At 32.0% G+C, this 26556-nt stretch carries 34 protein-coding genes, 4 tRNA genes and 1 pseudogene; 31 read left to right on the top strand and 8 right to left on the bottom strand.

Annotated elements, in window-relative coordinates; genetic code table 11:
* Window positions 1-54: 54 nt before the first annotated feature.
* The 4 genes from OWK30_RS09925 to OWK30_RS09910 are packed head-to-tail and all read right to left on the bottom strand — an operon-like array spanning window position 55 to window position 3549.
* Entirely contained in the window at window positions 55-657 is a 603-nt protein-coding gene (locus OWK30_RS09925; protein ID WP_423326061.1) for a protein-L-isoaspartate(D-aspartate) O-methyltransferase, read from the bottom strand.
* The gene (gene argB / locus OWK30_RS09920; protein WP_423326059.1) at window positions 654-1535 is read right to left on the bottom strand and encodes an acetylglutamate kinase; all 882 of its coding nucleotides are present in this window, start codon (window positions 1533-1535) and stop codon (window positions 654-656) included. The genes OWK30_RS09925 and argB overlap by 4 nt, the downstream gene beginning before the upstream one ends.
* Window positions 1536-1568: 33 nt before the next feature.
* Complete coding sequence (locus OWK30_RS09915; protein ID WP_423326057.1) at window positions 1569-3047, bottom strand: mechanosensitive ion channel domain-containing protein; 1479 nt, start codon at window positions 3045-3047, stop codon at window positions 1569-1571.
* Window positions 3040-3549 carry a nitroreductase family protein gene (locus tag OWK30_RS09910; protein WP_423326055.1) on the bottom strand — a complete coding sequence of 170 codons (510 nt, stop codon included), beginning with the start codon at window positions 3547-3549 and terminating at the stop codon, window positions 3040-3042. The genes OWK30_RS09915 and OWK30_RS09910 overlap by 8 nt, the downstream gene beginning before the upstream one ends.
* 90 nt (window positions 3550-3639) lie before the next feature.
* On the opposite strand from OWK30_RS09910, the gene OWK30_RS09905 reads away from it, so the two are divergent.
* From OWK30_RS09905 to def, 6 genes are all read left to right on the top strand, one after another.
* On the top strand, window positions 3640-4701 hold the full coding sequence (locus OWK30_RS09905; RefSeq protein WP_423326053.1) for a DUF362 domain-containing protein: 1062 nt from the start codon (window positions 3640-3642) through the stop codon (window positions 4699-4701).
* Window positions 4702-4833: 132 nt separating this feature from the next.
* On the top strand, window positions 4834-5148 hold the full coding sequence (gene rplU, locus OWK30_RS09900) for a 50S ribosomal protein L21 (protein ID WP_423326051.1): 315 nt from the start codon (window positions 4834-4836) through the stop codon (window positions 5146-5148).
* A 10-nt stretch (window positions 5149-5158) separates the two neighbouring features.
* The gene (gene rpmA / locus OWK30_RS09895; RefSeq protein WP_149266071.1) at window positions 5159-5419 is read left to right on the top strand and encodes a 50S ribosomal protein L27; all 261 of its coding nucleotides are present in this window, start codon (window positions 5159-5161) and stop codon (window positions 5417-5419) included.
* Between the two features lie 80 nt (window positions 5420-5499).
* A complete protein-coding gene (obgE, locus tag OWK30_RS09890) occupies window positions 5500-6513 on the top strand; it encodes a GTPase ObgE (protein WP_423326049.1) in 1014 nt (337 codons plus the stop codon).
* Window positions 6500-6952 (top strand): DciA family protein, encoded by a 453-nt coding sequence (locus OWK30_RS09885; protein ID WP_423326047.1) that lies wholly within the window; start codon window positions 6500-6502, stop codon window positions 6950-6952. Before obgE ends, OWK30_RS09885 begins: the two co-directional genes overlap by 14 nt.
* 44 nt (window positions 6953-6996) lie before the next feature.
* Window positions 6997-7515, top strand: coding sequence for a peptide deformylase (gene def, locus OWK30_RS09880; protein ID WP_423326045.1), 519 nt, complete (start codon window positions 6997-6999; stop codon window positions 7513-7515).
* Window positions 7516-7520: 5 nt separating this feature from the next.
* On the opposite strand, the gene OWK30_RS09875 is transcribed toward def, so the two are convergent.
* Complete coding sequence (locus tag OWK30_RS09875; protein ID WP_423326043.1) at window positions 7521-7868, bottom strand: response regulator; 348 nt, start codon at window positions 7866-7868, stop codon at window positions 7521-7523.
* A gap of 69 nt (window positions 7869-7937) precedes the next feature.
* Here OWK30_RS09875 and OWK30_RS09870 point away from each other — a divergent pair, with 69 nt between their 5' ends.
* From OWK30_RS09870 to OWK30_RS09780, 19 genes and pseudogenes are all read left to right on the top strand, one after another.
* Window positions 7938-8543 (top strand): LolA family protein, encoded by a 606-nt coding sequence (locus tag OWK30_RS09870; RefSeq protein ID WP_423326041.1) that lies wholly within the window; start codon window positions 7938-7940, stop codon window positions 8541-8543.
* A 170-nt stretch (window positions 8544-8713) separates the two neighbouring features.
* Window positions 8714-9145, top strand: coding sequence for a 23S rRNA (pseudouridine(1915)-N(3))-methyltransferase RlmH (locus OWK30_RS09865; RefSeq protein WP_423326039.1), 432 nt, complete (start codon window positions 8714-8716; stop codon window positions 9143-9145).
* Between the two features lie 10 nt (window positions 9146-9155).
* Entirely contained in the window at window positions 9156-9518 is a 363-nt protein-coding gene (locus tag OWK30_RS09860; protein ID WP_423326037.1) for a TraR/DksA family transcriptional regulator, read from the top strand.
* Between the two features lies 1 nt (window position 9519).
* The gene (gene gpmI / locus OWK30_RS09855; RefSeq protein ID WP_423326035.1) at window positions 9520-11043 is read left to right on the top strand and encodes a 2,3-bisphosphoglycerate-independent phosphoglycerate mutase; all 1524 of its coding nucleotides are present in this window, start codon (window positions 9520-9522) and stop codon (window positions 11041-11043) included.
* Window positions 11033-11140 (top strand): annotated as a pseudogene (locus OWK30_RS09850) (ComF family protein); the annotation flags it as partial. The gene gpmI and the pseudogene OWK30_RS09850, both read left to right, overlap by 11 nt.
* 114 nt (window positions 11141-11254) lie before the next feature.
* Window positions 11255-11701 carry a ComF family protein gene (locus tag OWK30_RS09845; protein WP_423326106.1) on the top strand — a complete coding sequence of 149 codons (447 nt, stop codon included), beginning with the start codon at window positions 11255-11257 and terminating at the stop codon, window positions 11699-11701.
* Window positions 11698-13035 (top strand): PAS domain-containing protein, encoded by a 1338-nt coding sequence (locus OWK30_RS09840; RefSeq protein ID WP_423326033.1) that lies wholly within the window; start codon window positions 11698-11700, stop codon window positions 13033-13035. Before OWK30_RS09845 ends, OWK30_RS09840 begins: the two co-directional genes overlap by 4 nt.
* Complete coding sequence (gene gap, locus OWK30_RS09835; RefSeq protein ID WP_423326031.1) at window positions 13013-14011, top strand: type I glyceraldehyde-3-phosphate dehydrogenase; 999 nt, start codon at window positions 13013-13015, stop codon at window positions 14009-14011. Before OWK30_RS09840 ends, gap begins: the two co-directional genes overlap by 23 nt.
* 62 nt (window positions 14012-14073) lie before the next feature.
* Window positions 14074-15225 (top strand): phosphoglycerate kinase, encoded by a 1152-nt coding sequence (locus tag OWK30_RS09830; RefSeq protein ID WP_423326029.1) that lies wholly within the window; start codon window positions 14074-14076, stop codon window positions 15223-15225.
* 116 nt (window positions 15226-15341) lie between these two features.
* Complete coding sequence (locus OWK30_RS09825; RefSeq protein WP_423326027.1) at window positions 15342-15764, top strand: ATP synthase F0 subunit B; 423 nt, start codon at window positions 15342-15344, stop codon at window positions 15762-15764.
* Between the two features lie 9 nt (window positions 15765-15773).
* Window positions 15774-16331 carry a F0F1 ATP synthase subunit B family protein gene (locus OWK30_RS09820; RefSeq protein WP_423326025.1) on the top strand — a complete coding sequence of 186 codons (558 nt, stop codon included), beginning with the start codon at window positions 15774-15776 and terminating at the stop codon, window positions 16329-16331.
* The gene (gene atpH, locus OWK30_RS09815; RefSeq protein WP_423326023.1) at window positions 16328-16870 is read left to right on the top strand and encodes an ATP synthase F1 subunit delta; all 543 of its coding nucleotides are present in this window, start codon (window positions 16328-16330) and stop codon (window positions 16868-16870) included. Before OWK30_RS09820 ends, atpH begins: the two co-directional genes overlap by 4 nt.
* Window positions 16871-16892: 22 nt before the next feature.
* Window positions 16893-18401 carry a F0F1 ATP synthase subunit alpha gene (gene atpA, locus OWK30_RS09810; RefSeq protein WP_423326022.1) on the top strand — a complete coding sequence of 503 codons (1509 nt, stop codon included), beginning with the start codon at window positions 16893-16895 and terminating at the stop codon, window positions 18399-18401.
* Between the two features lie 13 nt (window positions 18402-18414).
* Window positions 18415-19272, top strand: coding sequence for an ATP synthase F1 subunit gamma (gene atpG / locus OWK30_RS09805; protein ID WP_423326021.1), 858 nt, complete (start codon window positions 18415-18417; stop codon window positions 19270-19272).
* 22 nt (window positions 19273-19294) lie between these two features.
* Window positions 19295-20701, top strand: coding sequence for a F0F1 ATP synthase subunit beta (atpD, locus tag OWK30_RS09800; protein WP_423326020.1), 1407 nt, complete (start codon window positions 19295-19297; stop codon window positions 20699-20701).
* A 2-nt stretch (window positions 20702-20703) separates the two neighbouring features.
* Complete coding sequence (locus OWK30_RS09795; RefSeq protein ID WP_423326019.1) at window positions 20704-21120, top strand: F0F1 ATP synthase subunit epsilon; 417 nt, start codon at window positions 20704-20706, stop codon at window positions 21118-21120.
* 29 nt (window positions 21121-21149) lie between these two features.
* On the top strand, window positions 21150-21851 hold the full coding sequence (locus tag OWK30_RS09790; RefSeq protein ID WP_423326018.1) for a tRNA1(Val) (adenine(37)-N6)-methyltransferase: 702 nt from the start codon (window positions 21150-21152) through the stop codon (window positions 21849-21851).
* Window positions 21852-21911: 60 nt separating this feature from the next.
* Window positions 21912-22217 (top strand): MTH1187 family thiamine-binding protein, encoded by a 306-nt coding sequence (locus OWK30_RS09785; RefSeq protein ID WP_423326016.1) that lies wholly within the window; start codon window positions 21912-21914, stop codon window positions 22215-22217.
* Window positions 22204-22374, top strand: a complete 171-nt coding sequence (locus tag OWK30_RS09780; RefSeq protein WP_423326014.1) for a uracil-DNA glycosylase — start codon at window positions 22204-22206, stop codon at window positions 22372-22374. Before OWK30_RS09785 ends, OWK30_RS09780 begins: the two co-directional genes overlap by 14 nt.
* Here OWK30_RS09780 and murI read toward each other — a convergent pair.
* The 3 genes from murI to mazG form a co-directional block, all read right to left on the bottom strand.
* The gene (murI, locus tag OWK30_RS09775; protein WP_423326012.1) at window positions 22361-23131 is read right to left on the bottom strand and encodes a glutamate racemase; all 771 of its coding nucleotides are present in this window, start codon (window positions 23129-23131) and stop codon (window positions 22361-22363) included. The genes OWK30_RS09780 and murI overlap by 14 nt on opposite strands.
* Window positions 23132-23266: 135 nt before the next feature.
* Window positions 23267-23527: a hypothetical protein gene (locus tag OWK30_RS09770; RefSeq protein ID WP_423326010.1), complete on the bottom strand. Its 261-nt coding sequence runs from the start codon at window positions 23525-23527 to the stop codon at window positions 23267-23269.
* An 81-nt stretch (window positions 23528-23608) separates the two neighbouring features.
* A complete protein-coding gene (gene mazG / locus OWK30_RS09765) occupies window positions 23609-24382 on the bottom strand; it encodes a nucleoside triphosphate pyrophosphohydrolase (protein WP_423326008.1) in 774 nt (257 codons plus the stop codon).
* Between the two features lie 298 nt (window positions 24383-24680).
* Here mazG and OWK30_RS09760 point away from each other — a divergent pair, with 298 nt between their 5' ends.
* From OWK30_RS09760 to OWK30_RS09735, 6 genes are all read left to right on the top strand, one after another.
* On the top strand, window positions 24681-25400 hold the full coding sequence (locus tag OWK30_RS09760) for an SDR family oxidoreductase (RefSeq protein ID WP_423326006.1): 720 nt from the start codon (window positions 24681-24683) through the stop codon (window positions 25398-25400).
* A gap of 86 nt (window positions 25401-25486) precedes the next feature.
* Entirely contained in the window at window positions 25487-25954 is a 468-nt protein-coding gene (locus OWK30_RS09755; protein WP_423326004.1) for a universal stress protein, read from the top strand.
* Window positions 25955-26146: 192 nt separating this feature from the next.
* Window positions 26147-26219, top strand: a tRNA-Thr gene (locus OWK30_RS09750).
* Between the two features lie 10 nt (window positions 26220-26229).
* Window positions 26230-26312: transfer RNA gene (locus OWK30_RS09745), tRNA-Tyr, on the top strand.
* Between the two features lie 6 nt (window positions 26313-26318).
* A tRNA-Gly gene (locus tag OWK30_RS09740) sits at window positions 26319-26392 on the top strand.
* 67 nt (window positions 26393-26459) lie between these two features.
* A tRNA-Thr gene (locus OWK30_RS09735) sits at window positions 26460-26533 on the top strand.
* The last annotated feature ends 23 nt before the right edge of the window (window positions 26534-26556 follow it).

The raw sequence follows: 26556 nt of genomic DNA, 5'->3' as shown, positions 1-26556 counted from the left end.
TTATTTATTATTTTTTAATGAGTTAGTCAATAGTAAAACGATTTTTTAAATGGTTCAGGTGATAAATTTGACGAATTTACATTCAGATACTGATTCTTCAAGAATACTGTTATTTTTTTTAGTAATGACTTTCAAAATACCTTTTATGGGTATTACCATTTTCCCTTTATTTTTCAATTGAAAAATAAGCTCATTAGGTAGGTTTTGGGATTCTGCAGTAACAATTATTTTATCAAATGGAGCATGTTCTTCCCAGCCTATCTTGCCGTTATCAATTTTAAAACGCACATTATTAATAAAAAGCTTACGAATATTATTGGATGCTCTTAAATATAGGGAGGAGATCCTTTCTACTGTAAAAACTTCACTGACTAACCTTGAAAGAATTGCTGCTTGAAATCCTGACCCAGTTCCTATTTCCAAAATTTTGTCGGAGGGGTTTGGGTCTAAAAGGGAGGTCATTTTTGCAACGATAGAAGGTTTTGAGATAGTTTGTCCAAATCCGATAGGAAGAGCTTCGTCTTTATATGCTAGTTTATGTAAAGCTTCATCTACAAAGTAGTGTCTGGGTATTTTAACAAAAGCTTCAGCTATTTTTTTATCGTAATTACAATTTGGTAATATTATATTTTTAATATAATCTACAGGTACTTTCATCCTGTCACAACCTGTGTACCTATACCTGAGTCGGTAAAGATTTCTAAAAGTACTGAATGTTTAATTCTGCCGTCAATTATATGAGCTTTATTAACACCATCAGAAACAGCATTTGCACATGCATCAATTTTTGGAATCATACCTCCTGTAAGAGTTTTATCTTTTTTGAGAGATTCTATTTGTGATGTTTTTATACTGCTAATAAGATTTTTATTTTTGTCTAAAACGCCTGGGACATCGGTTAATAGAATAAGTTTTTCAGCTTTTAAAAATTTGGCTACGCTTGCAGCTACCAAATCAGCATTTATGTTATAAGTTTCAAAATTTTCATCTACTCCTATAGGAGCAATAACTGGTATGAAATTTTCCATAATACTTTTTAATACGTTTATATTGACACTTTCAACAGTACCGACGTGACCAATGTCTATTATTTCAGGTGTTTTAACAAAATTATTTTGTTTGGTAATTAAAAGTTTTTTTGCCTTAATTAAATTTCCATCTTTTCCTGATAAACCTATTGCTTTACCACCGTGTTTATTTATGAGTTTTACAATTTCTTTATTAACACTACCAGCAAGGACCATTTCTACAATGTTCATGGTTTCTTTGTCAGTAACTCTCATACCTGAAACAAACTTGCTATCAATATTTAATTTTTTTAACATTTCACCTATTTGTGGTCCACCGCCATGGACGACAACAACATTTATCCCTACATATTTAAGTAATATAATATCTTCGGCAAAGCTACTTTTTAATACATTATCCACCATTGCATGACCGCCATATTTTATAACAATTGATTTGCCGTAAAATTTTCTGATATAGGGAAGAGCTTCAATTAAAATGTTTGCCTTTTCGATTATTTTTTCCATTTTTTGTTCTCCATACAATTTTATATTTTACAACTAAGAAAAATTGAATAATTTTTTAAATTTTGCAAACAAATTTTTTTCTATTTCTTTGATGTCGTTAGATTCTATTCGGTTTTTTTTCAATTTATCGATACGTTGTTTAAAAATTTTGTTTACAGCATCGATTAATTTTTTGTCTCTTTCTAAGAAGACCTTAAAAACAGGTCTTGAGATTTCGACAACTTTGCATTCAGTTTTTGTTATGACTGTTGCAGAGCGTCTTTCACCTGTTAGGAGACTCATTTCACCAAAAAAATCACCACTTTTAAGTTCAGAAATTTTTTTGTTATTTTTGAATACCTCAGCAATTCCTTCTAAAATAATAAACATACTTTCACCGTGTTCATTTTCTTCTATTATAATAAAATTTCTAGGATAACTGTGAATAGCTGAAAATCGTATAATATTTTCAATGGTTGTTTCAGATAAGGTATTAAAGATTTCTAATTTTTTGAAATCAGATACTAATATCTTGTCCATTTCAGTTTCATTTTGCTTTGACTCTTTATTTATAATTGTTCTTATAGGATAAGGTATTTCGATACCAGCCAGTTTAAACTCATACCATAGAGCTGAATAAACTTCATCTCTTGCTTCCCGTGTAAATTTGTATTCTTTTATCCAAAACGCTATATCGTAATCTATTGTGAAATCATTGTATTTTTTTAAATAAACGTGTACATCTTTTGATTTAGCCACATGAACAGATGAAGATAACACCTTTTTAATAATGCTTTTTAATTTATCTGGGGGGGTATCATAACTAACCCCTATTTCTAGTAAGATTCTCATTTCTTTCTCAGGTCTGTTATAATTTAAAAGATTTCCTGAAGAAATATTGTTATTTGGTATAATTAAGAAAGTGTTATCTAGGGTTTTTAGTTTGGTATATCTCCAGTTAATTTCAGCAATTTGACCAACATAATCGTCTATTTTGATCCAATCTCCTACATCAAATGGTTTTTCAATTTGAATAATAAGCCCGGAGATAAGGTTCCCTATAGTGTCTTTCATTGAAAGACCAATTATTGCAGTAAGAATTGCTGAAGGAGTAAGAATAGTAATTAGATCTACTTTAAAAACAGTTCTTAAAATTATGAGGATAAAAAAAGTAAGAAATATGAGTTTAATGATATCAATAAGGATATGTTTTATCTGTTTACCTTTGTATGCTATGAGATAATCTTTGATATAGACATTTATTATTAAGTTGTAAAAAATAAATATTATTAAAGAAACTTCAATAAAAATACTTACAGTATCAAGAAGAGATGATAATACTATTTTTGGTTTTGCAAACTCAATAATAATTATTATAAAAGTATAATTTAAAACTCGTCCGATAGATTTATTTAAATTAAAGCGTTTTGTGAATTTTGAGATTATTAGTTTAAAAATAAAAAAAATGATTATAATGAGTGCTATTATTAAAATATCACTATAGTGTGATTTGAACCAATTAATATCAAACATTAACTATTATTTCTTCCAGGTCTTTTCTTTTGCGTGGTCTAATGACATTTTCTTTTGGATATCCAAGAGGTGTTATTAAAAAAGGGATCTCATTTTCAGGTAATTTCAGTGTAGAGATAACTTTTTTTTCATCAAATGCTGCAATGTAACATGTGCCAAGTCCTACTTCTGCTGCAGCAAGAATAAAATAGTCAGCGATTATTGTAACATCACACATTAAATAATTCTTCCCGTCATTTCTAATCCAGTTATTATCCTTGATTCCAGTGAAAACAACAATAATCGGAGCTTCAATTAACCATTCTTTGGGGTATGCCTCTGCAAGTTTTTTTCTTGTTTCATAATTTTTAACTAAATAGATTTTCCATGGTTGTCTATTTGCAGCACTTGGGGCAAGATTTGCACACTTTAAGATATAATCAATTTTTTCTTGTTCGACATCTTTATTAAGATATCCTCTGTAGCTGTATCTTTTATTTACTAAATCTAAAAAATTCTTCATTGTATCCTCCAACAAAAGTTGATAATTAAAAAAACTACAATTATAATTATATATATTAATTAAAACAATGTAAAGTATTAGGGGGTGTTAATGTCAGTTGTTTATTTTTCAAGTGTGAGTAATAAAAAATTGAACTCACCTTTGAATAAAGTTAAAAAACTTTTTAGAAAATTATCACCTGAAAAATATTTTGGTAAAAATAAGCTCATAGCAATAAAAACTCATTTTGGAGAATTTGGCAATACTGCCTTTATTAGGCCTATTTATTTGAGACCTATTATTGAAATACTAAAGGATTTGAAAACAAAACCTTTTCTAACAGATACAAATACACTTTATGTTGGTATGAGAACAAATAGTGTGGATCACTTACATAATGCTTTTTTAAATGGTTTTAATTATTCTACTTTGCAGGTTCCTGTAATTATTGCTGATGGCCTTAGAGGAGAAAACAGTGTAAAAATATCTATTGATGGTGAATATTTGGATAAAGTAAAACTTGCTGCAGATATTGTACATGCAGATGGAATGGTTTGTGTGAATCATTTTAAAGGGCATGAAGTATCGGGGTTTGGTGGAGCTATAAAAAATCTTTCTATGGGTTGTGCTTCAAGGGAAGGTAAACTAGAGATGCACTCAGTTACTCGTCCAAAAGTACATAAAGATAAATGTACTGCTTGTGGTTATTGTAAGGTTTCATGTGCTGCAGAAGCCATTAAAATAGAAGGTTTTGCTGTAATTACGGACAAGTGTACTGGTTGTGCACGATGCATAGCTGTATGTCCTGAGGGTGCGATTGGGATAAATTGGGATGAAACAGCTGAAAATACATCGTTAAAAATGGCTGAATATGCCTATGGTGTACACAAGGCTTTAAGAGGTAAAATCCTTTATGTTACAATTGCTACAAATATTTCTCCTGCTTGTGACTGTTATCCAGGAAATGATAAGGCGGTATGTGAGGATATAGGATTTTTTGCATCAACAGATCCAGTAGCTTTGGATAAGGCATGCTATGATATGGTTTTAAAAAGGGTAGGAGAGGATCCTTTTAAAAAGATATATGATTATATTGATCCCATTGTTCAGCTTAAACACGCTGAAAAAATTGGGTTAGGAAATTTGGATTACGAAATGAAGGAAATAAAGTGATTCTTTTAAAATTTTATTGTTGACTATATTTTGAAATTGTTTTTTACCTAAGAAATAAAATTTTTGTTGACTTAATGTGTTAAAATGTTATATAAACCTCTTCCCAATGTGCTAATATGGAGGTGATAATAGATGTTTGCTATATTAAAAACAGGCGGTAAACAATATACAGTAAAGGTTGGTGATGTGTTGAAAGTTGAGAAACTTAATGCTGATAAAGGTTCAATTCTTGAGCTTGATGAGGTGCTTGCTGTTGCAAAAGACGGAGATCTAATTTTAGGCGCACCAAAAGTAGATAATGCGAAAGTTGAAGTTGAGATACTTGAACATGTTAAAGATAAAAAGATCTTAGTTTTTAAGAAAAAAAGAAGAAAAGATTATAAAAAAAGATATGGTCATAGGCAACATTATACAAAGATAAGAGTTAAAGAAATTAAAGTTAGTTAGGAGGATATAAATGGCTCACAAGAAGGCTGGTGGTAGTACAAAGAATGGTAGGGATAGCCATAGTAAAAGGTTAGGTGTTAAAAAGTTTGGTGGTGAATATGTTAAAGCTGGGAATATAATTGTGAGGCAGAGAGGGACTAAGTTTAAACCAGGTAGGAATGTTGGTTTAGGTAAAGATTATACAATTTTTTCTTTGATAGAAGGTTATGTAAAATTTGAAGATAAAGGTCGAATGGGTAAGTTTATATCAGTTTATCCTGAAAGAGTATGAATTAACAGCCCCTGAAAAGGGGCTTTTTTTATATCCTCTGAAATATCAAATTGGTTTGAGCAAATATTAGGTAAAGTCATATGAAATTTATCGACATTGTCAAAATACATGTTAAAGCAGGTGATGGTGGGAACGGTTGTGTAAGTTTTCGTAGAGAAAAATATGTTCCCAGAGGTGGTCCTAATGGCGGTAACGGTGGGGATGGTGGTGATGTGATAATTGAAGGGGATGAAGGGAAGTCAACACTTTTAGATATTACTTTTAAGTCTATATATAAAGCAAAAAGAGGGGAACACGGTAAGGGTAAGGATCAGCACGGTAAAAAAGGTGATGATATAGTAATTAAAGTACCTGTGGGTACAATAATAAAAGATTTAGAAACTGATGAAATTATAGCTGATATTACAGAACATAAACAGAGAGTAGTTGTGGCTAAAGGGGGGAAGGGCGGCAGAGGGAACATGATGTTTGTTTCTCCTACACATAGGGCACCAATGTATGCAGAGGAAGGGAAACCCGGGGAAGAAAAGATTTTGTTACTTGAGTTGAAATTAATTGCGGATGTAGGTATTATCGGTTATCCTAATGCGGGCAAGTCAACTTTTATCTCAGTTGTTTCTGCAGCTAAACCTAAGATTGCTGATTATCCTTTTACTACTATGAGTCCTAATTTGGGTGTAGTAAAAGGGGCTTATGGTGAGAGTTTTGTGCTTGCTGATATGCCTGGTCTGATTGAAGGAGCACATGCTGGTGCTGGATTAGGAACTCAGTTTTTAAGGCATATTGAAAGAACCAAGATGTTGCTCCACTTTGTTGATTCATCTTACAATGAAGAGTCTATGGTTACGAGATATAAGAAGATCAGAAAAGAACTTGAAAAGTATTCTAAAGATTTAACAGATAAAAAAGAGATTGTTGTGGCTACGAAGATTGATTCAAAAAATGAGAATGACCTTTTTCAATTTAGAGAATATGTAAAAAATCTTGGGATAGATAAAAATTATTTCGAAATTTCTTCTGTTACCAAAAATGGTGTAAAACAATTGTTGTTAAGGATTGAAGAGGAATTGAAAAAAATAAATGAAGAAGGTTAGTGATATTTTAGAAAATGCTTTTTCTGAATCTGTGTATAAGACATTAGCAATATCTAAGAACTGGAAGTATGTTGTTGGGGATTTTATAGCATCATCGACCGTTCCAACGGTAGTAAAAAATAGGGTTTTATATATAGGAGTTTCAGATCACATTTTAAAAAATGAACTCCATTTTATGAAAGATGAGATAATAGAAAAGTTAAAAAAGAAAGGTTTTGATGTTAAAGATTTAAAATTTTTTTTGAGTTATAATACACCTGCTAAAAATATGAGAAAGGTGAAACGTGAAATTAGTAAAAAGGAGATTGACATTGTGGACCGTTTTTCTCAGGTTATTAAAGATGCGAGTTTAAGAGAAAAATTTAGAAGTGCTATGTTGAGTTTTTTTGGCAGATATTCTATTGCAGATTTTATAAACAATAAATTAGATGTTGAATAATTCCAAATAAGGTAGATATTATATCAAAGCAGATGGAGGGGTTTATGGTTTTAAAAATTTTAAAATTTCCAAATCCTATTTTGAGAAAGAAAAGTGTTGAAGTAAAAAATATAGATAGCAGAATAGTTGAACTTTTAAATAATATGGCAGAAACAATGTATGCCGCACCTGGTGTAGGACTTGCAGCTCCGCAGGTAGGGGTTAATGAGAGGTTGCTGGTAATAAACCCCACTGCAGGTGAGGATAAGAATCAGCTAATTAAAATTATAAATCCTGTAATTGTTGATGCTGAAGGTGAGGTTATAGAGGAGGAAGGTTGTCTTAGTATTCCTGGTGAATATGCCAATGTAAGGAGAGCTGCAAAGGTTTTAATAAGGGGATTGGATGAAAATGGTAACGAATTGGAAATTGAAGCTGAGGATCTGCTAGCACGAGTTTTTCAGCATGAAATTGATCATTTAAATGGTGTTTTGTTTCTTGATAGACTTTCTCCTACAAAAAGAGAAACAATTCATAAGCATATTAAAAAAAGAATTGCAGCAGGAGATTATATAATAGATTGAAGTTACTATTTTTTTTCGTTGTTTTCTAGGATTTTTGGTAACTTAACTACCAGCTTATCTTTTTCAATATATCCTTCTACTAGCTTTTTATATAGATGTATTTTTGAGAAATCGCTTGTGAATAAATAACATAGTGTTTTTGGCGAATGATTTTTGATATAGGTAATAATTTGATCACCGCTGCAGGTAGGTAGATTTATATCGATTAATGCAATATCAATAACATATTTCTCAATGATATTTTTCACATTATTTAGATCGCTGCATAAAAATGCATTGAAACCGAATTGTTTGGATAATATATTTAAAATATTATGAAAAGATTTTTCATCATCAATCAATAATATATTCATTTTATTACCCTATTGAATGTTTAATGTTTGTATTATATTTATAATAGCATAAAAAGAGAGGTGATGTAAATGAAAATTATTAAAATTCTAAAAATCTTAGTTTTTTGTTTTGTAATTGTGTTTAATGCATTTTCTAAAGATAAATCTGTAGAATCGATATTGAAAAATTATTCAAACATTAGGACATTTGAAGCAAAATTTGTTCAGAAAACAACAATTAAAGGGTTTGGAGAAGATTACTATGAAGGTACTGTTTATTTGAAAAAAGGAGAGAAACTAATGTGGGACTATAAAAAACCATATAGACAGTATTATCTTTTTGAAAAAGATAAAATGGAATATTACGACAGTAGTGTAAAGCAGCTAATAAGACAGAAAATTAGTTTAGAGGATAATGTGGTTTTACAAATAATTATGGATTTTTCAACAATAGGTGAGAATTTTCAAATTATATCTTTGGATAAAAAAAGAGTCAGGCTAATTCCAAAATCTAATATAAATTTAAAATATATTGATCTCAAGTTAGGAAATAAATTTGTTAAAAAAATTGTTAGTGAGGATAATGCTGGTAATGTTACAGAAATTATTTTTACAGATATTAAAATAAATGAATTGATAGAAGAGAGAGTTTTTAAACCTATTGTACCTTTAGATACGGAGGTTTTCACTTATTAAAACTGATATCAATGACTGTATATAGGTTTAGTATTAGCTATTATGCTCTTAATAAATGTTTTGATATAATAAATTGCTTGATAAATGCCGTGACTAGTACTAATGACAGCGACTCCATTGTCAATAATCATTGACATTAAGAGGTCGTTAGTTTATAGAGACTTCAGCTTATGAAAATAAGAATAATTGTGGGGTCAAAAATTAACAGTAACTGTTTAAAAGCTATGGTGCATGAATATATTAAACGTTTAAGTTCTGTAGTTGAAATTGAGATGATTGATTTTAAGCCTATGGGAAATAAATTGAAGATTTGTGAGAAGTTTATGAGATTATCGGAGGGGTTTTATAGAGTGGCTTTAGCTATAGAAGGAAAGCAATTTGATTCAAAATCTTTCGCTCGATGGTTTGAGGAAAAGCAAAATATAAATATTGCTTTTTTAATAGGTGGAGCCGAAGGGTTAAGTGATGTGTTGAAGAAAAAATGTAATGAGCTATTTTCTTTATCAAAATTAACCTTTGCTCATGAACTTGCATTACTTTTGCTGAGTGAGCAGATATATAGATCATATACTATTATGAAGGGACATCCCTATCATAAGTAGGAGGTAATTTATGAATAAAGAGAGATTGGAATATTATAAAAGTAGATTGCTAAAACTGAGAAGTGAACTAATAGATAGGTTGCAAAAAAAATATCAAGAAGCTATCGATTTAGGCAAAGGGGAAGGACAGGATTCGGCTGATCAAGCGTATAAGATTTATAATAGAAATCTTATGCTCGGTAAAGTTGAAACAGATGCATTGAAATTAAGATTAGTTGAAGATGCTTTAAAGAGAATTGAAAAGGGTACGTATGGGATATGTATAAGTTGTGAAGAAAAAATAGATGAGAAAAGATTAGAATATGTACCGTTTGCAAGGTATTGCACAGAATGTAAAACGGAGTTAGAAAAAAAAGGGCTTATAAGGATGTAAAGTGAGTAAGAAAAAGCTAATTCTTCTCATATTAGATGGTTGGGGTTATAGAGAAGAAAAGAAAAATAATGCTATATTATTGTGCGATCCTAAAAATTTTATTTATTTATGGAATAATTGTCCGCATACTCTTTTAAATGCCAGTGAAGAATGGGTTGGCTTACCAAAAGGTCAGATGGGAAATTCTGAAGTAGGTCATACAAATATTGGTGCTGGTAGGATTGTCTATCAAGATATCGTAAGAATTAATAAAGCATTAGAAACTGGAACAATAAAAGATAATAAAAACATATTAAAGTTTTTTGAGTTGGTAAGTAAAAATCAAAGTCGAGTGCATTTTTTGGGACTTGTTAGTGATGGTGGAGTACATAGTCATATTGATCAATTAAAAGGTTTAATTAGATTGGCTAAAGAAAATGGTATAAAAGAAGTGTTTGTTCATGCATTTATGGATGGTAGGGATACACCACCAAAAAGTGGAATTGATTATATTAAGGATTTAGATGGTTTTTTAAAAAGTTTAGGTTTTGGTAAAATAGCTACAATTTCAGGCAGATACTATGCTATGGATAGGGATAAGCGTTGGGATAGGGTTAAGAAAGCTTTTGATGCTATACGTCATGGGGAAGGGATTGAAATTGATAATCCAATTGAAGCTGTGAAACTTGCCTATGAAAGGGAAGAAACAGATGAATTTATAATGCCTACTATTATTGATAAAAATGGTGTAGTAAAAGATGGTGATGGGGTTTTCTTTTTTAATTTTAGGGCTGATAGAGCTCGTGAGCTAACAATGTCTTTTATTAATAAAGACTTTGAGCATTTTGATAGAAAAGGTATGCCCTTAGTTTATTTTATAACTATGACTGAATATAGTAAAGATTTTGATGTTTTGGTGGCGTTTCCGCCTGAAAATTTAAAGAACATTTTTGGAGAGGTGATTAGTAAGGAGGGTTTAAAGCAGCTTAGAATTGCAGAAACTGAAAAGTATGCTCATGTTACATTCTTTTTTAATGGTGGAAGAGAACTTGTTTTTGAAAATGAGAATAGAATACTTGTTCCATCACCGAAAGATGTTCCAACATATGACTTAAAACCTGAAATGTCAGTATTTGAGGTAGTTAATAAATTTGAAAAAGTTTTTACTGAGGGTGATATTGATGTAGTGATTATGAATTTTGCTAATCCAGATATGGTAGGTCATACTGGGGTAGAAGAAGCTGCAATTATGGCTTGTAACGCAGTTGATAAAGCTCTGGGTAAGGTTATGACTGTTGCAGATGAAATGGATGCTGTATTGATTGTTACTTCTGATCATGGTAATTCTGAACAGATGTGGGATTATGAAAGTGATCAGCCTCATACAGCTCATACCTTAAATCCAGTACCTTTTATAATTTATAATTATGAATGTAGATTAAAAGATGTTAACGGAGTACTTGCTGATATTGCACCGACTATGCTGGATATGCTAAACATTAAAAAACCTGAAGATATGACAGGTGAATCATTAATTGTTAAATGAAGTTTTTTATTCTGAATGTTTATTGTGCAAAAAACAAAAAATTAGTTTTACAGATTTAATATGTGAAGTTTGTTATAATAAATTCAATCGGGTTGCTCACTCATGTCAGACTTGTGGCTACCCATTGGAGTTAGAGTATAGTATCTGTAAAAATTGTTTTCAGGATAGATATTATGATAAGATGATTGTTTTATACTGGTACAATTATGAAATGAGATCTTTATTAAAATATTATAAATTTCACTTTGGTTTTAAGAAGTTAACGATTTTTGATAGACTGCTGACTGGATTAACTTTAAGTGATAATTATCATGTTGTGACTCCAGTTCCTGTCTATATTTTAAGAAGATTTGTGAGATTGGTTCAACCGGCTTATTATTTATCGAAACTTATTTCTAAAAAGTTTAGCATACGTTACAAAACTATTTTAAAAAGGGTTAGAATGACGGAGTATCAGTGGAAACTAAGAAAAAATTTAAGAATAAAAAACATAAAGGGTGCATTTGAATGTATAGGATATGTAAATAATTTGAAAATATTGCTTGTGGATGATATAATCACAACGGGATCTACTATTAATGAATGTGCAAAAATTTTGAAAAAGTCTGGGGCAAAAAAGGTTGATGTTTTTTGCCTTAGTAAAGGGATGTTTTTATGAAGATGGAAGAATTTGTTGAGTTAGTAAGGAAATATTATGATAAAGTTTTTTTTCTCTATAATAGAGGAAATAACCTATTTTATAAAATAGGAGTAGATAAAATAGATGATATACAAATACCAAGTATTATTAAGCCTTATTTGCTTGAAAATTATAGTGGTGCTAAATTTTTTGCTAAAAAGAAAAACCAAGTAGTTTTTTTGTTTATACAACTTAATCTATCTAATAGTAAATATGTTTTAGTGTTGTATGATACCAAGTATCTTGAGAATATAACGAAATTTTTAAGTGTATTTCTTAAGCAGTTTATGATGTTACAAGTTAATGTTGTGCAGTTTAAAAAAGAAATAGAATTTTTAAGAGAAGAATTGAATGAGTGTGAAACAACTGTAAATAAATTGGATGAGCAGGTTAAAAGCTTAGAAACTTTGAATGATGATTACAGGCTTAGGATTGAGGGGTTAGAAGAAAGTATACAGGTTTTGGGAAAAAGTAGAAAAAAAATGTTAAAACTTATTGATGGAATGAAAAATCCTCTCTTTTCTGTTGATTTAAATTATGAACTAAACAATGTGAATAAAGCTTTAGGTGATTTTACTGGTGTTGACAGTTTACCAAAATTTATTGGTAGTAAATGTTATCGGACAATATTTAACTTTGAACAACCTTGTAAATGGTGTAAATTAAATGAAGTAGTAGATAATAAAATTAGCGTGAGTCAGCATATTTCTGTTAGCAAAGGTGATAAGCTTGTTTGGTTTGAGCAAACGATGTATCCTATATTTGATGAAGAGGATAGAGTTGTTGAGGTCGGAGAGATTTTACAAGATATTACCGCGCAATATGAACTTGTGAAAAATTTGGAAAAAACACAAAATAGAGTAAAGAAAATTTCTAAAGATAGAATACATGCGTTAAATGAAATCAATCAATTAAAAGGTGAGTACCAAAGGTTGTTAGAAGAGTATAATTCTTTAGTAGAAAGAAATCAAAAACTTACGGATGTAATTGAGAAACTACTAAAAGAAAGCCATGTAGGGCAAGTTTTAGAGTTAAAAAAAGAAAATAATTCTTTAAGAGTAAAGCTAGAAAAATCACATACAATAGTAGAAAAATTGAGAAGTGAAATTGAAAATCTTAGAAAAAGTGAGCGGGAAAATTTAAAAAAATCTGTATACAGTATTGACAGATTATTTAATATGATTACAAAAAGAGAAGACTTTAAAAAAGAAGAGTATGAAAAAGTTTTTAACTATATTAGTACTCAGTTGGAGTATCTTAAAAATAAATTGGATATAAAGGAGGACGGTAATGTCAGTAAAAGTGGCAGTTAACGGATTTGGTAGGATTGGTCGCTGTGCGTTTAGAGCAGCAATGGAAAGAAAACTTGATATCGATTTTGTAGCTATTAATGATTTAACAGATGCTGCTACACTAGCACATTTGTTAAAATGGGATTCAGTTCATGGTAGGAGTGGTTTTAGTATTGAAGTTGATGGTGAATTTTTAGTGGTGGATGGTAAGAGAATAAGAGTGTATGCTGAAAAAGATCCTTCAAATTTACCTTGGAAAGAATTGGGTATAGATGTTGTGATAGAATCTACTGGCTTATTTAGAAAAAGGGAGCAGGCTTCAAAACATTTAGAAGCAGGTGCTAAAAAGGTTATTATTTCTGCTCCAGCGGAAAATCCAGATATTACGGTAGTTTTGGGTGTTAATTTTGATAAATATGATAAGGAAAAGCATAATATTATTTCTAATGCTTCTTGTACAACAAATTGTCTTGCTCCTATTGCAAAAATACTAAATGATAAATTCGGAATTATAAAAGGAGTTATGACTACAGTTCATTCTTATACGAACGATCAGCGAATTTTGGATTTACCTCATAAAGACTTAAGAAGAGCTAGAGCAGCAGCAGTTTCTATGATACCAACTTCTACAGGGGCTGCTAAAGCTGTTGGGTTAGTTTTGCCAGAATTGAAAGGTAAACTGGATGGACTTGCTATTAGAGTTCCCACACCTAATGTATCTATTGTTGATTTAACATGTGAGCTATCAAAAAATGTGACTGTTAATGAAATAAATGATGCTGTCAAAGAAGCTGCTGAGAATGATATGAAGGGTATTCTGGAGTATGTAGAAGAAGATTTAGTATCTGTTGATTTTAACGGTAATCCTCATTCAAGTATTTTTGATGCTAAATTAACGAAAGTTGTGGAGGGGAATTGCGTAAAGGTTTTTAGTTGGTATGATAATGAATGGGGTTATTCAAACAGAATAGTTGAGCTAGCAACTAAGGTTCTTTAATATAATACCTTTTAGGAGAGTTACTTTTTGTTTTTTTGATTTAGTTGATTAGGAGGATTGGTATGATTAAAAAAGTTACTGAACTTGATTTGACAAATAAACGTGTTTTTGTAAGAGTAGATTTTAATGTACCTATAGAAAATGGTCAGATTTTAGATGATACAAGGATAAAAGAAGCACTACCAACAATAAACTTTATAAAAGAAAACGGAGGAAAAGTAATTCTGGCAAGTCATCTAGGAAGACCGAAAGGTGAGAGAAAATCTGAGCTTTCTTTAAAGCCAATAGCAGATTATTTAAATGTGCCTTTCTTAAATGACTGTATAGGTGAGGAAGTTGTTCACTACACAAAAAATATGAAAAATGGTGATGTAGTTTTACTAGAAAACCTTAGATTTTATAAAGGTGAAGAGAAAAACTTTGAAAATTTTGTAAATGAGTTGAAAAAGCTTGGAGATGTTTATATAAATGATGCTTTTGGTACATGCCATAGAAAGCATGCGTCTGTTTATGGTTTGCCTAAAATTATGAAAGAAAAGGGGGCTGGATTTCTCATTGAGAAAGAAGTGATATATTTTGAGAAGTTGTTGAAATCACCTGAAAAGCCATTTACTGCTATTATAGGTGGTGCTAAGGTTAGTGATAAAATAGGGGTTTTGAAGAGTCTGATTAATCTTGTGGATAATATATTGATTGGTGGAGCAATGGCATATACTTTTTTAAAAAGCCAAGGGCATAAAATAGGTAGTTCTTTGGTAGAGGATGATTATGTAGAATTAGCACAAGAGATTATAAAGTTGGCGAATGATAAAAATGTTTCAATATTATTGCCTGAGGATCATGTTGTGAGTGATTCGCTTGATGGAGAAGCAGAATATGTTGATAATATAGATATACCTGAAGGTAAAATGGGGTTAGATATTGGGCAAAAGACAATAAAATCTTATATTGAAATATTAAAAAAGAGTAAAACGGTGTTATGGAATGGGCCGATGGGTGTTTTTGAGAAGTTGCAGTTTTCTGAAGGGACATTCAGTATTGCTAAAATTCTAGCTACCATTGATGCAGTTACTGTAGTAGGAGGTGGTGATTCAGTTAGTGCTGTTAAAAAAGCTGGAGTTGTAGATAAGATTGATCATATATCTACGGGAGGAGGAGCATCTCTGGAGTACATAGAATTTGGCAGTTTGCCTGGGATAGATGTATTAAAATAACGTTTTAATAAGCAGTAAAAAAAGGTTGACAATAATTATTAGTTTTGATAAGAAAGCCTTGGGTTCTAGTAATTGTGTACAGTATACAATCTGATTAAGATAAATTAGGAGGTAAAATGATAAATATTGATGTGACTGTATTTTTACAGATGGTTAATTTTTTGCTAATACTTCTTATTGGCAAGAAAATGATTTATGATCCAATACTTTCGACAATGGAGAGTAGAAATAGGAAAATTAATGATTTAAAACGATCTGCTGAAGAGTTGCAGAGAGAGCTTGATAAACTTAAAAAAGAGTACGAAGAAAAGATGACTAATGTTAAAAAAGAGATTGCTGAATATCAAAATAATATAAGGCAAAAGGCGATATCTGAAGCGAATGAAATGGTTGGTAAAGTTAAGGCAGAGATTGATGAAAAAGTGGAGAATGCAAGGAAAGAGATTGAATTAGAGAAAGAAAAAGCTAAGGTTACACTTGAAAGAGAGGCTAAAGTTATAGCTGATATTATTGTTAAAAAAATAACCAAGGTTGCATAGGAGGTCTGTGTGTATAGAGTTTTTGCTTTTGTGTTGATGTTAATTCCGTATGTTGCTTTGGCTGAAGAAACTGGTCATGGCGGTCCTGATATAAAAGGGTTTGTATGGAGATTAATTACATTTGCTGTTTTTGTTTTTATTATTGTAAAACTACTCAAAAATCCATTGAGCAGATACTTAATCAATAGAGCTGATGAAATTAAAAAATTGATTGATAGTGCAACTAAGGCAAGAGAGGAAGCGGAAATAGAGTTGACTAACTATAAGCATAAGTTAGAAACTATGGAACAAGAGCTAGAAACTATGAAGAAAAGAGCTTTTGAAGCGATTGAGAAAGAAAAAGAACAAATTTTACAAGATGCAGAAAAAAATATTGAAAAGCTTAAGAAGTTTGCTGAAAACCTTATAGATTCTGAGCTTGCTAAGGCTAAACAAGAGCTAAAAGAAAAAACTGTTGAGCTTTCGATGAAGCTTACGGAAGAAAGGCTAAATGCTTCTCTTGACAAAGATGTTAAGGAGAAGTTAACTAGAGAATATATTAAAAAGTTATTAGAGGTGCAAAATTGATAGTTACTATAGTTGCAAAAAGATATGCTAATGCACTATATGGTTATGCAAAAGAGAAAAATAACGTAGAGCAAATATTGAGTGAACTGAAAATGCTGGTTGATTTGTATAATAATTCAGTCGATTTTAAAGAGTTAATAAGAAATCCTTTAATCAGAAAAACGGAAAAAGAAAAAGTTTTTGGTGAGTTAAAAAATAGAAATAATATAAGCGAGACCTTGTATAATTTCTTATTAATGCTAACAGAGAAAAATAGGTTGGGTTTAATTGTTGAGATTTATGTATATTATAGGATACTTTTGATGGAAGAAAAAGGAGAAGTTGATGCTTATGTGAAAATTGCTGATGAGTATGATGATGAGCTGAGAAAGGAAATTAGTAATGTCTTGTCAGGAGTTACTGGTAAGAAAGTGAATTTGAATGTTGAGATAGATAAAACGGTGCTAGGGGGATTTGTTGCTCAGATTAAAAGCAATTTGTATGATGCAAGTATAAAAGGGCAGCTAAAGAAATTAAAAGAAACTTTATTACAAGTATAAATAAAAAAAGGAGTTATGCTGTATGCAAATAAGGGCTGAAGAAATAAGCAAAATCATTAAAGAACAAATTGAACATTTTGAACAGAAAGTTGAAATGGAAGAGATAGGTACTGTTATTAGTGCCGGTGATGGTATTGCAAAGGTTTATGGCCTTGATAATGCAATGGCTGGAGAACTTGTTGAGCTTCCTGGTGGGGTTTATGGTATTGTGTTTAACCTTGAGGAAGATAACGTTGGTATTGTTATCATGGGTGAGTTTGAGCACATTAAAGAGGGAGATGTTGTAAAGAGAACTGGTAGGATAGCTTCTGTTCCTGTTGGTCCAGAACTTGTAGGAAGGGTTGTGAACCCTTTAGGTCAACCAATTGATGGTAAAGGACCTATTGAGGCTAAAGAGTATGACGTTATTGAGAAAATTGCTCCAGGAATTGTTAAAAGAAAACCGGTTCATGAACCACTTCAAACCGGTATTAAAGCTATTGATGCAATGATACCTATTGGTAGAGGACAAAGGGAATTGATTATCGGTGACAGACAGACAGGTAAAACTGCTGTAGCAATTGATACAATTATCAACCAAAAAGGTCAGAATGTTATTTGTGTTTATGTTGCAATAGGTCAAAAAAGATCTACCGTTGCAAGGGTTGTAGATATACTTGAAAAACATGGAGCTATGGATTACACAATTGTTGTTGCTGCTACGGCAAGTGATCCTGCACCATTACAATTTATTGCTCCGTTTGCTGGTTGTACAATGGGTGAATATTTTAGAGATAGAGGGCAACATGCACTCTTGATTTATGATGATCTTTCAAAACACGCAGTAGCATATAGACAGATGTCTCTACTTCTTAGGAGACCACCTGGTAGGGAGGCTTATCCTGGAGATGTATTTTATCTTCATTCGAGATTACTGGAGAGAGCAGCTAAATTTAATGATGAGAATGGGGCTGGATCTTTAACTGCTCTTCCAATTATTGAAACACAAGCAGGCGACGTTTCTGCCTATATTCCTACGAACGTTATTTCTATTACTGATGGTCAGATCTATCTTGAGACAGATCTATTTTATTCAGGAATTAGACCGGCAGTAAACGTAGGTTTATCTGTATCAAGGGTTGGTGGTTCTGCACAAATCAAGGCTATGAAGCAAGTAGCTGGGCGTTTACGTCTTGATCTTGCTCAGTATAGAGAGTTAGCTGCGTTTGCTCAATTTGGTAGTGATCTTGATGCTGCAACAAGGGCCCAGCTTAATAGAGGTGAAAAGCTTGTTGAAATCTTGAAGCAAGGGCAATATCAACCAGTACCAGTAGAGGAGCAAGTTTTGATTATTTTTACAGGAGTTAATGGTTATCTTGATGATATTCCAACTAAGAGTATTCAACGATTTGAGAAAGAATTTATTAATTATGTAAGAACAAATAAGTCAGATATACTGGAAGATATAAGAACAAAGAAAGCTTTAGATGATGAATTAACCAATAAAATGAAAGCTGCTGTTGAAGAATTTAAAAAGCAGTTTAGTGCATAATTAGGAGATAATAATGCCCGGAATGAGGGATATTAAAAGAAAAATACAGTCAGTAAAAAGTACACAAAAAATTACAAAGGCCATGAAAATGGTTTCTGCTGCTAAGTTGAGAAAGGCACAAGAAGCCATGGAGGCAGCTAGGCCTTATGCTAACAAAATATACGAAGTAGTTTCATCTATTGGTAAGAGAGTAAATCCTGAACTTCATCCGTTTTTGCAGCCTAAGGAAGAGGTGAAAAATTTATGTTTAGTTGTTTTTACCTCTGATAGAGGCTTGTGTGGTGCTTTTAATGCAAATGTCATTAAAGCTTCAAGTAAATTTATTCATGAAAATAGCGATAAAAATATTAAATTAATATGTATTGGTAGACGATGTTACGATTTTTTTAAAAACAGAGATGTTGAAATAGTTGAAAAATATACAAATTTTAGTGGTAAAGTAACGTACGATGATGCTATTAAGATTGGGAAAGTTATAGTAGATAGATTTTTAGGTGGAGAATTTGATGAAGTTTATCTTCTTTTTAATGAGTTTAAATCCATCGTATATCATGTGCCAAAAGTGGTGAAGATGCTTCCTTTGTCTTTTGAAAAAGAGGAAAATGATGTGTTAATAGATTATCTCTATGAGCCAAAACCGGATATTTTACTTAAGAATATTATGCCTAAGTTTATTAGTTTTACAATTTATAGAGCTCTCCTTGAATCGATTGCTGGTGAACACGGTGCTAGGATGGCGGCGATGGACAATGCGACAAGAAACGCAGGTGAGCTTATTGATAAATTAGTACTAAGTTTTAATAAAGCTCGCCAAGCGGCAATTACCAAAGAAATACTTGATATAGTTAATGGTGCTGAAGCATTAAAATAATGAAATTTATGGGGTGTATATAATGGCAAATGTAGGTAAAATTGTTCAGATTATTGGTCCGGTGGTGGACGTAAAATTCGAATCAGGGAATCTCCCTGAGATTTATAATGCATTAAAAATTGAAGATAAGGTTCATAATCGAGTAATCATTTGTGAAGTTGAGCAGCATTTAGGTGAAAACACTGTCAGATCTGTTGCTATGACATCTACAGATGGTCTTGTAAGAGGAATGGAAGTGGTTGATACAGGTAAACCAATAACTGCACCAGTTGGAAAAGGAGCGTTGGGTAGAATTTTAAATGTTGTTGGTGAACCTGTGGATGAAGCGGGAGAAGTTAAAGCTGATGATTATTGGCCAATTCACAGATCGGCACCAAAACTTGAAGATCAGGAAACTGGCTATGAAATTCTTGAGACAGGTATTAAGGTTATTGACTTATTAGAACCATATACTAAAGGTGGTAAAACTGGGCTTTTTGGCGGTGCTGGTGTTGGTAAGACAGTATTGATCATGGAATTAATTAATAATATTGCAAAGCAGCATGGTGGTTATTCTGTATTTTGTGGTGTTGGTGAAAGAACAAGAGAGGGGAATGACCTCTGGCTAGAGATGCAAGAAGCAGGAGTTCTTGACAAAGTTGCACTTATTTATGGTCAGATGAACGAACCACCTGGTGCAAGGATGAGAGTAGGTCTTACAGGTTTGACCATTGCAGAATATTTTAGAGATGTTGAAGGGCAAGACGTTCTTCTTTTCATAGATAACATTTTTAGATTCTCTCAGGCAGGTTCTGAGGTTTCAGCGTTACTTGGACGTATGCCTTCAGCTGTTGGTTATCAGCCAACACTGGGTACTGAAATGGGTGAGCTGCAAGAAAGGATTACATCTACTAAAAAAGGTTCTATTACATCAGTTCAGGCTGTATACGTACCTGCTGATGACCTTACTGACCCAGCTCCAGCTACAACATTTGCTCACCTTGATGCTACAACAGTTCTTTCTCGTCAAATCGCTGAGCTTGGTATTTATCCTGCAGTAGATCCATTGGATTCTACTTCAAGAATCCTTGATCCTAATATAGTTGGTGAAGAGCATTACTCTGTGGCGAGAGGTGTTCAAGCTGTTCTTCAAAGATATAAAGAATTACAAGATATTATTGCTATTTTGGGTATGGAAGAATTATCTGAAGAGGATAAACTTACTGTTTCTAGGGCAAGGAAGATTCAAAGATTTTTGTCACAACCATTTCATGTAGCTGAGCAGTTTACTGGTATGCCAGGTAAGTATGTACCACTTAAAGATACTATTAGAGGTTTTAAAGAGATACTTGATGGTAAGTGTGATGATCTACCGGAACAGGCTTTTTATATGGTAGGTGGGATTGAAGAGGTTTATGAAAAGGCTGAGCAACTGAAGAAAAGAGGATAAAAATGGCAGATAAATTGCAGTTTATACTTGTTTCGCCGGAGAGAGAACTGTTAAATGAAGAAGTTGATGAAGTTATAGCTCCTGGAGTAGAAGGGGATTTTGGTGTGTTGCCAGGGCATACACCTTTTTTAACTGCATTAAGAGTAGGTGAGCTTGTATATAAAAAAGATGGACAAGAAGAGTATGTAGCTATTGATAGAGGTTTTTTAGAAGTTTCTGATAATAAGGTAACTGTTTTAGCAGAGAGTGCTGAGCTTGGGCGCGAAATAAATTTAGAAGAAGCTATCAGAAGAAAGCTTGAAGCTGAAAAAGAGCTTGAGTCAGTTAGAAAAGAGGATGAGATTAAGTTTAGAAAAGTGGAAGCCCAACTACAAAGAGAGTTACTAAGAATAGCAGTAGCAGAAAAATATAAAAAATAAGCGGCCGCTAGGCCGTTTTTTTTTTTTTTATGTCATGGTTTACTATCGATTCGATTATATATTCTGATGTTAAGATTGTTCAACCCATAAATGGTTTTAGGTTTTCTATAGACTCTCCGTTACTTTATCAATTTGTAAGAAAAAAAGCTGGTATTAAAAATATACTTGATATTGGAAGTGGTAGCGGAATTCTTTCTGTACTTTTGTTAAAAAAGTTTTCGAAAGCTCAAATTGATGCTGTGGAAATAGATAATTTGATGTTTGAATGTCTGTGTAAGACGGTGGAAATTAACAGTTTATCCGATAGTGTAATGCCATATCATGGTGACATTTTTAAATTTAAACCCTCCAAAAAGTATGATTTAGTTGTTTGTAACCCGCCATACAGAAAAATTGGTACAGGTAGGTTGTGTAAAGAAGATAGAGAAAATATAGCAAGATTCAATGAAAGTATGAATATTGAAGATTTAATGGATTATGTAAGTAAGGTACTGAAGAATAGAGGATTATTTTATTTGAGTTATGATGCAGATATGTTAGTGGATATAATTTCCTTTGGAAGGGAAAAAAGGCTTGAGCCAAAAAGGATTAGATTTTTGCACTCTTCTCTTGAAAAGCAAGCAAGATTGGCATTTGTAGAGTTTATCTTGGGTGGTGGTGCTGAATTGAGAATTGAGCCACCTCTTATTCAAAAAAGTGAAGAATTTGAAAATCTATTGAAATCAAAATAAAATCACTTAACTTTTCTGTAAATAGCGTTGGATATTCTTATTAAGTATGTGGAGGGAAGAATGAGTGCGATGGCGTTTTTTAGTATTACCCCCATAGGTAAAGAGGAAAGTGTATCTAAATATGTGGCAAGAGTTGTAAAAAAAGTTGAAGAAAGTGGTTTGCAATGGACACTTACACCTATGGGAACAGTAATTGAAGGAGAGACATTGGAAGATGTTTTGAAAGTGATAAATGAGGGTGCAGAAGAGCTGAAGGATTGTAATAGACTGTCGATTTCAATAAAAATAGATTATCGTAGAGATAGGAAAAGTGGAATGGAAAATAAAGTTAAGAGTGTGATGAACAAAATTGATGAAGTCAGATAAAAAAGTAAATTGTCATAAATGTAAAGGATTTTATATAACCTGGGATAAAAATTTCCCTTATGGATGTAGAATTTTAGGATTTAAGTCGAAATATTTGCCATCAGTGGAGGTATACAAAAGTTCAGGTGTGAAATGTATGTATTTTACTCAGAAATAGAAATAATTCTGTAAGGTATTTGACCAACGAGAGTATTTTTTAGATTTTCAAAAGACTGAGAATAATCGGTTATATGAATCAACTTTTTTCCTGAATTGTCGAAATTTATGTTAAGCTTTTCAATATCTTCTAAGATTGCAGTAGAAGAATCTACAATATTAATGTTTGTGAAAATTTCCTTAATTTTATTTTTTAATAAAGGATAATGGGTACAACCTAAAATTATTGTGTCTATATTTTTTGAGATAAAATCTTCAAGGTATTCTTTAATCATTAGTGTGGCAACAGGATGGTTAAATAAACCTTCTTCAACTATGGGTACGAATAGTGGACAGGCTTTTTGGAATATCTGAATGGATGGATCAATTTCTTTGATACCTTGTAAATAAGCGTTGCTATTAACGGTAGCTTGTGTACCGATTATAAGTATTTTTTTGTTTTTAGTTGTTTTTAAAGCGGCTCTAATACCTGGTTTAATCACACCTATCACAGGAATATTAAACTTTTCCTTTAAAGCCTCAATGGCACAACTTGAAGCACTATTACATGCAATGATTAAGGCTTCTATGTTATAGTGATTGCACAAATATTGGGCGCACTCAATACTGTATTTGATTATGGTATCTTTAGACCTTATGCCGTAAGGAACTCTAGCCGTATCACCTAAATAAAAGATGTCAAGTGTTGGGAAATAGTTAGCAATACTTTTAAAAACAGTTAATCCGCCAACCCCTGAATCAAATACACCAATTGCCATAAAATACCTCAATATTTATTTTGACGGGTATATTACTTTTTATTTTTAAGTTTGCAACAAAAGAATTTGATAAAATTAGGGAAGAAGGACGCTCAATTTATAAGTAAATTGAGCGCATAAATTTTGATTTAATGATTAAAATTCGATATCACATCCGCCAGCACAACAGGAACATCCATTAGCAGTGCAGGAAACTTCGTTAATATAGAGCTCAATCCATTTGAAGAATTCCATATTCAACCATTTTTTATCATCATCTGATAACTTATTAAATCCATCATCAAACATTTTTTTCAGTTCATCCAATTGTTTCAATTCCTGTTCGTCAAGTTCCTCAGCAAAGTCTTCCACGATTGTTATTTCTTTTTTTAATTCAAGTAAATCTTCTCTACTCATTTTAATCTCCTGTTATTTTTAAGACTAATCTACTTTTATTTTGATTTAATGCAATAAAAATATAGCAGAATATTAAATTTATTATTTTACTTTTTTCGCTTCTTTCCATAGTTGTTCTAATTCATCTAGAGTTGCATCTTCAGGAGACAAACCTTTTTCGGCAAGTCTATTTTCAATATGCTTGAAGCGATCTACAAATCTGTTGTTTGCTTTTCTTAAAGCTTCATCCGCATTTACATTCAAAAATCTGGACAAATTTATGAGTGCAAATAATAAATCACCAAATTCGTGCTCAATATCATTTAAGTTTCCTGTTTTGATGGCGTCCTGCAACTCGTTGAATTCTTCATGAACTTTCATCATACATTCGTCACTACTTTGCCAGTCAAAACCGACCTTTTTGGCTCTTTCTTGTAATTTGTAAGAACGCTGAATGGAAGGCATTTTTGCAGGAATATCATCTAATATTGATCTTTTTCCTTTCTTTTTTTCTTCAGCCTTGATTTTTTCCCAGTTTATCATGACTTCATCCGTACTTTTAACTTTTATGTCTCCGAAAACATGTGGATGCCTTCTTATCAGTTTTTCTGAAATTGTATCGATAACTTCATTTAATGTGAAAAGCCCTTCTTCTTCAGCTATGATAGAATGAAATAGTACATGTAATAAAATATCTCCAAGTTCTTCTATAATATTAGTTATATCTTTTCTATCTAAAGCATCAATAAACTCAAACACTTCCTCGATGATGTAATCTTTAAGTGAATAAAGATTTTGCTCTCTATCCCAAGGACAACCATCTGGAGCTCTTAATTTTTTTATAATATTTACAAGGTTTCTGAATTTTTTTTCCATTTTTGCTCCTAATTTTTAATTTTAATTTAATTTTTTCCATTAGCTAGAACTGCTTTATGTTCAAAATCTTTGTTATTATTAGAGTTAAGACATATTTATATTTTTTTACAATACTCAATTTTATTAATTTCACATCTTTATGTCAAATACTAGTTTAGTTTATATTTAACTAGGTTCATATATGGATTAACGAGTTACATAAGTATATTGGAGATGGTTTTGATGTAACTAGTTTATATTGCAATATTTATGGTAAGAATTATTTTAGGGTTATATATAACAAATGTGGGAGGAGACAATGAAGATTGCATTGATCACTGGAGCAAGCAAAGGGATTGGGTATCATATTGCAAAAAAAATGGCAGAACAAAAGATTGTTAATAAGATAGTACTTGTTGCTAGGAATATTAGTAGTAATAGTGAGTTAGGAAATTACTTTAAGAATTTAGGGATTGAGCCTCTTTTTGTCGATGCTGATCTTTCTACAAGAGATGGTGCGGATAGAGTTTATGAAAATGTGAAGAAAAATGGGTGGGTGATTGATATTTTGATAAATAATGCGGGTAGAGGTATATTTAATTTTCTAAAGGATGAAAGTTTTGAAACGATAAATGAGATTATAAGTTTAAATGTTACAGGATTAATTTATTTAACATCTTTATTCATTCAAGATTTAATTGATAATAAAGGGACAATAGTGAATATCGCTTCAGTTGCTGGTAGGAAGGGATTTGCAGGTTTATCGGTTTATTGTGCTAGTAAATGGGCTGTAGTTGGTTTTTCCGAAAGTTTAAGAGATGAATTATGCTCCAAAAATGTAAGAGTTATTACTGTAGAGCCTGGACTTGTGGATACGGATTGGGGAGAGAATTTACCTGAAGGGTTTAAAGAATATAAAAAAAGTGTAAAAATGCTGACACCCGAAGATGTTGCTGAAACAATATTATTTGTATTGAAGCAACCAGAACATGTTAGTTTAAATGAAATTTTGATTAGACCTACAAATCAGCCAAGATAATAGTGTTTGTGATATTTTTTAAGTATAAGTTTGATTATTTAGTATTATATGTTATACTTTAATAAAGTTTATAGAGAGGTGCTAAAATGGTGAGTATAAGGAAAATTTTATGTCCAGTAGACTTTTCTGAGACTTCTAGATTTGCATTAAAATATGCTATTGATTTTGCGATTGTTTTTAATGCTGAGTTAGAAATATTCCATGTTATTTTTGACGAGACTCAGATTGTTGCATTTTATCTACCACAGGTAACATTTCAAAACTTTGATAAAGAGCTTGAAGATGCAGCTGAAAAGGAGATGAACAAATTGATTGATGATTTTCCAGCATTAAATCAAATAAGATTTACCACTAAATTTGCTAAAGGCACACCTTTTTTGGAGATAATAAATGAAGCTAAAGAAAATAATTTTGACATGATTGTTATAGGGACGCATGGAAGATCAGGACTTGAGCATGTGTTATTTGGATCGACAGCAGAAAAAGTGGTGAGAAAGTCTCCTTGTCCAGTGTTTTCAGTCAGACTTAAGGGGCATAAATTTGTAATGCCTTAATTTACTGAGTTTTATGGTTTAAAATTGTAAATATATAATATGTCAAGAAGTTAGTTATTTGTTTAGTGATGTTATGTTATTATATTATGTAATATCCAATTTGAGGATGGTAGAGATTTTTTATAAAATTTATTAAAAGTACTTGACAAGATATTCTTTTTTTTATAGTATCCACATCCGCTAAAAACATAAGCTGGCGTAGCTCAATCGGTAGAGCAGCTGACTTGTAATCAGCAGGTTGGGGGTTCAAGTCCCTTCGCCAGCTTTATTGGTAAGGGGAGATACCCAAGCGGCCAAAGGGGGCAGACTGTAAATCTGCTGGCGTTTGCCTTCGGAGGTTCGAATCCTCCTCTCCCCATGTAAAGCGGGTGTAGCTCAGCTGGCTAGAGCATCAGCCTTCCAAGCTGAGGGTCGCGGGTTCAAATCCCGTCGCCCGCTTTTTTCAATAGGAGATATAAAAGGGCGAAGTGCGTGATGTCTTCGCCTGATTTTTTTGTATATAGATGCCCACGTGGCTCAGTCGGTTAGAGCGCGTCCTTGGTAAGGACGAGGTCACCGGTTCGATTCCGGTCGTGGGCTTTTAAAGACGTTGGAGGGAGAAC

The organism is Deferribacter abyssi, from assembly GCF_049472655.1.
Lineage (GTDB): Bacteria > Chrysiogenota > Deferribacteres > Deferribacterales > Deferribacteraceae > Deferribacter > Deferribacter abyssi.
The sequence above is the reverse complement of the archived record's forward strand: the minus strand, read 5'-3'. Positions and strand labels throughout refer to the sequence as shown.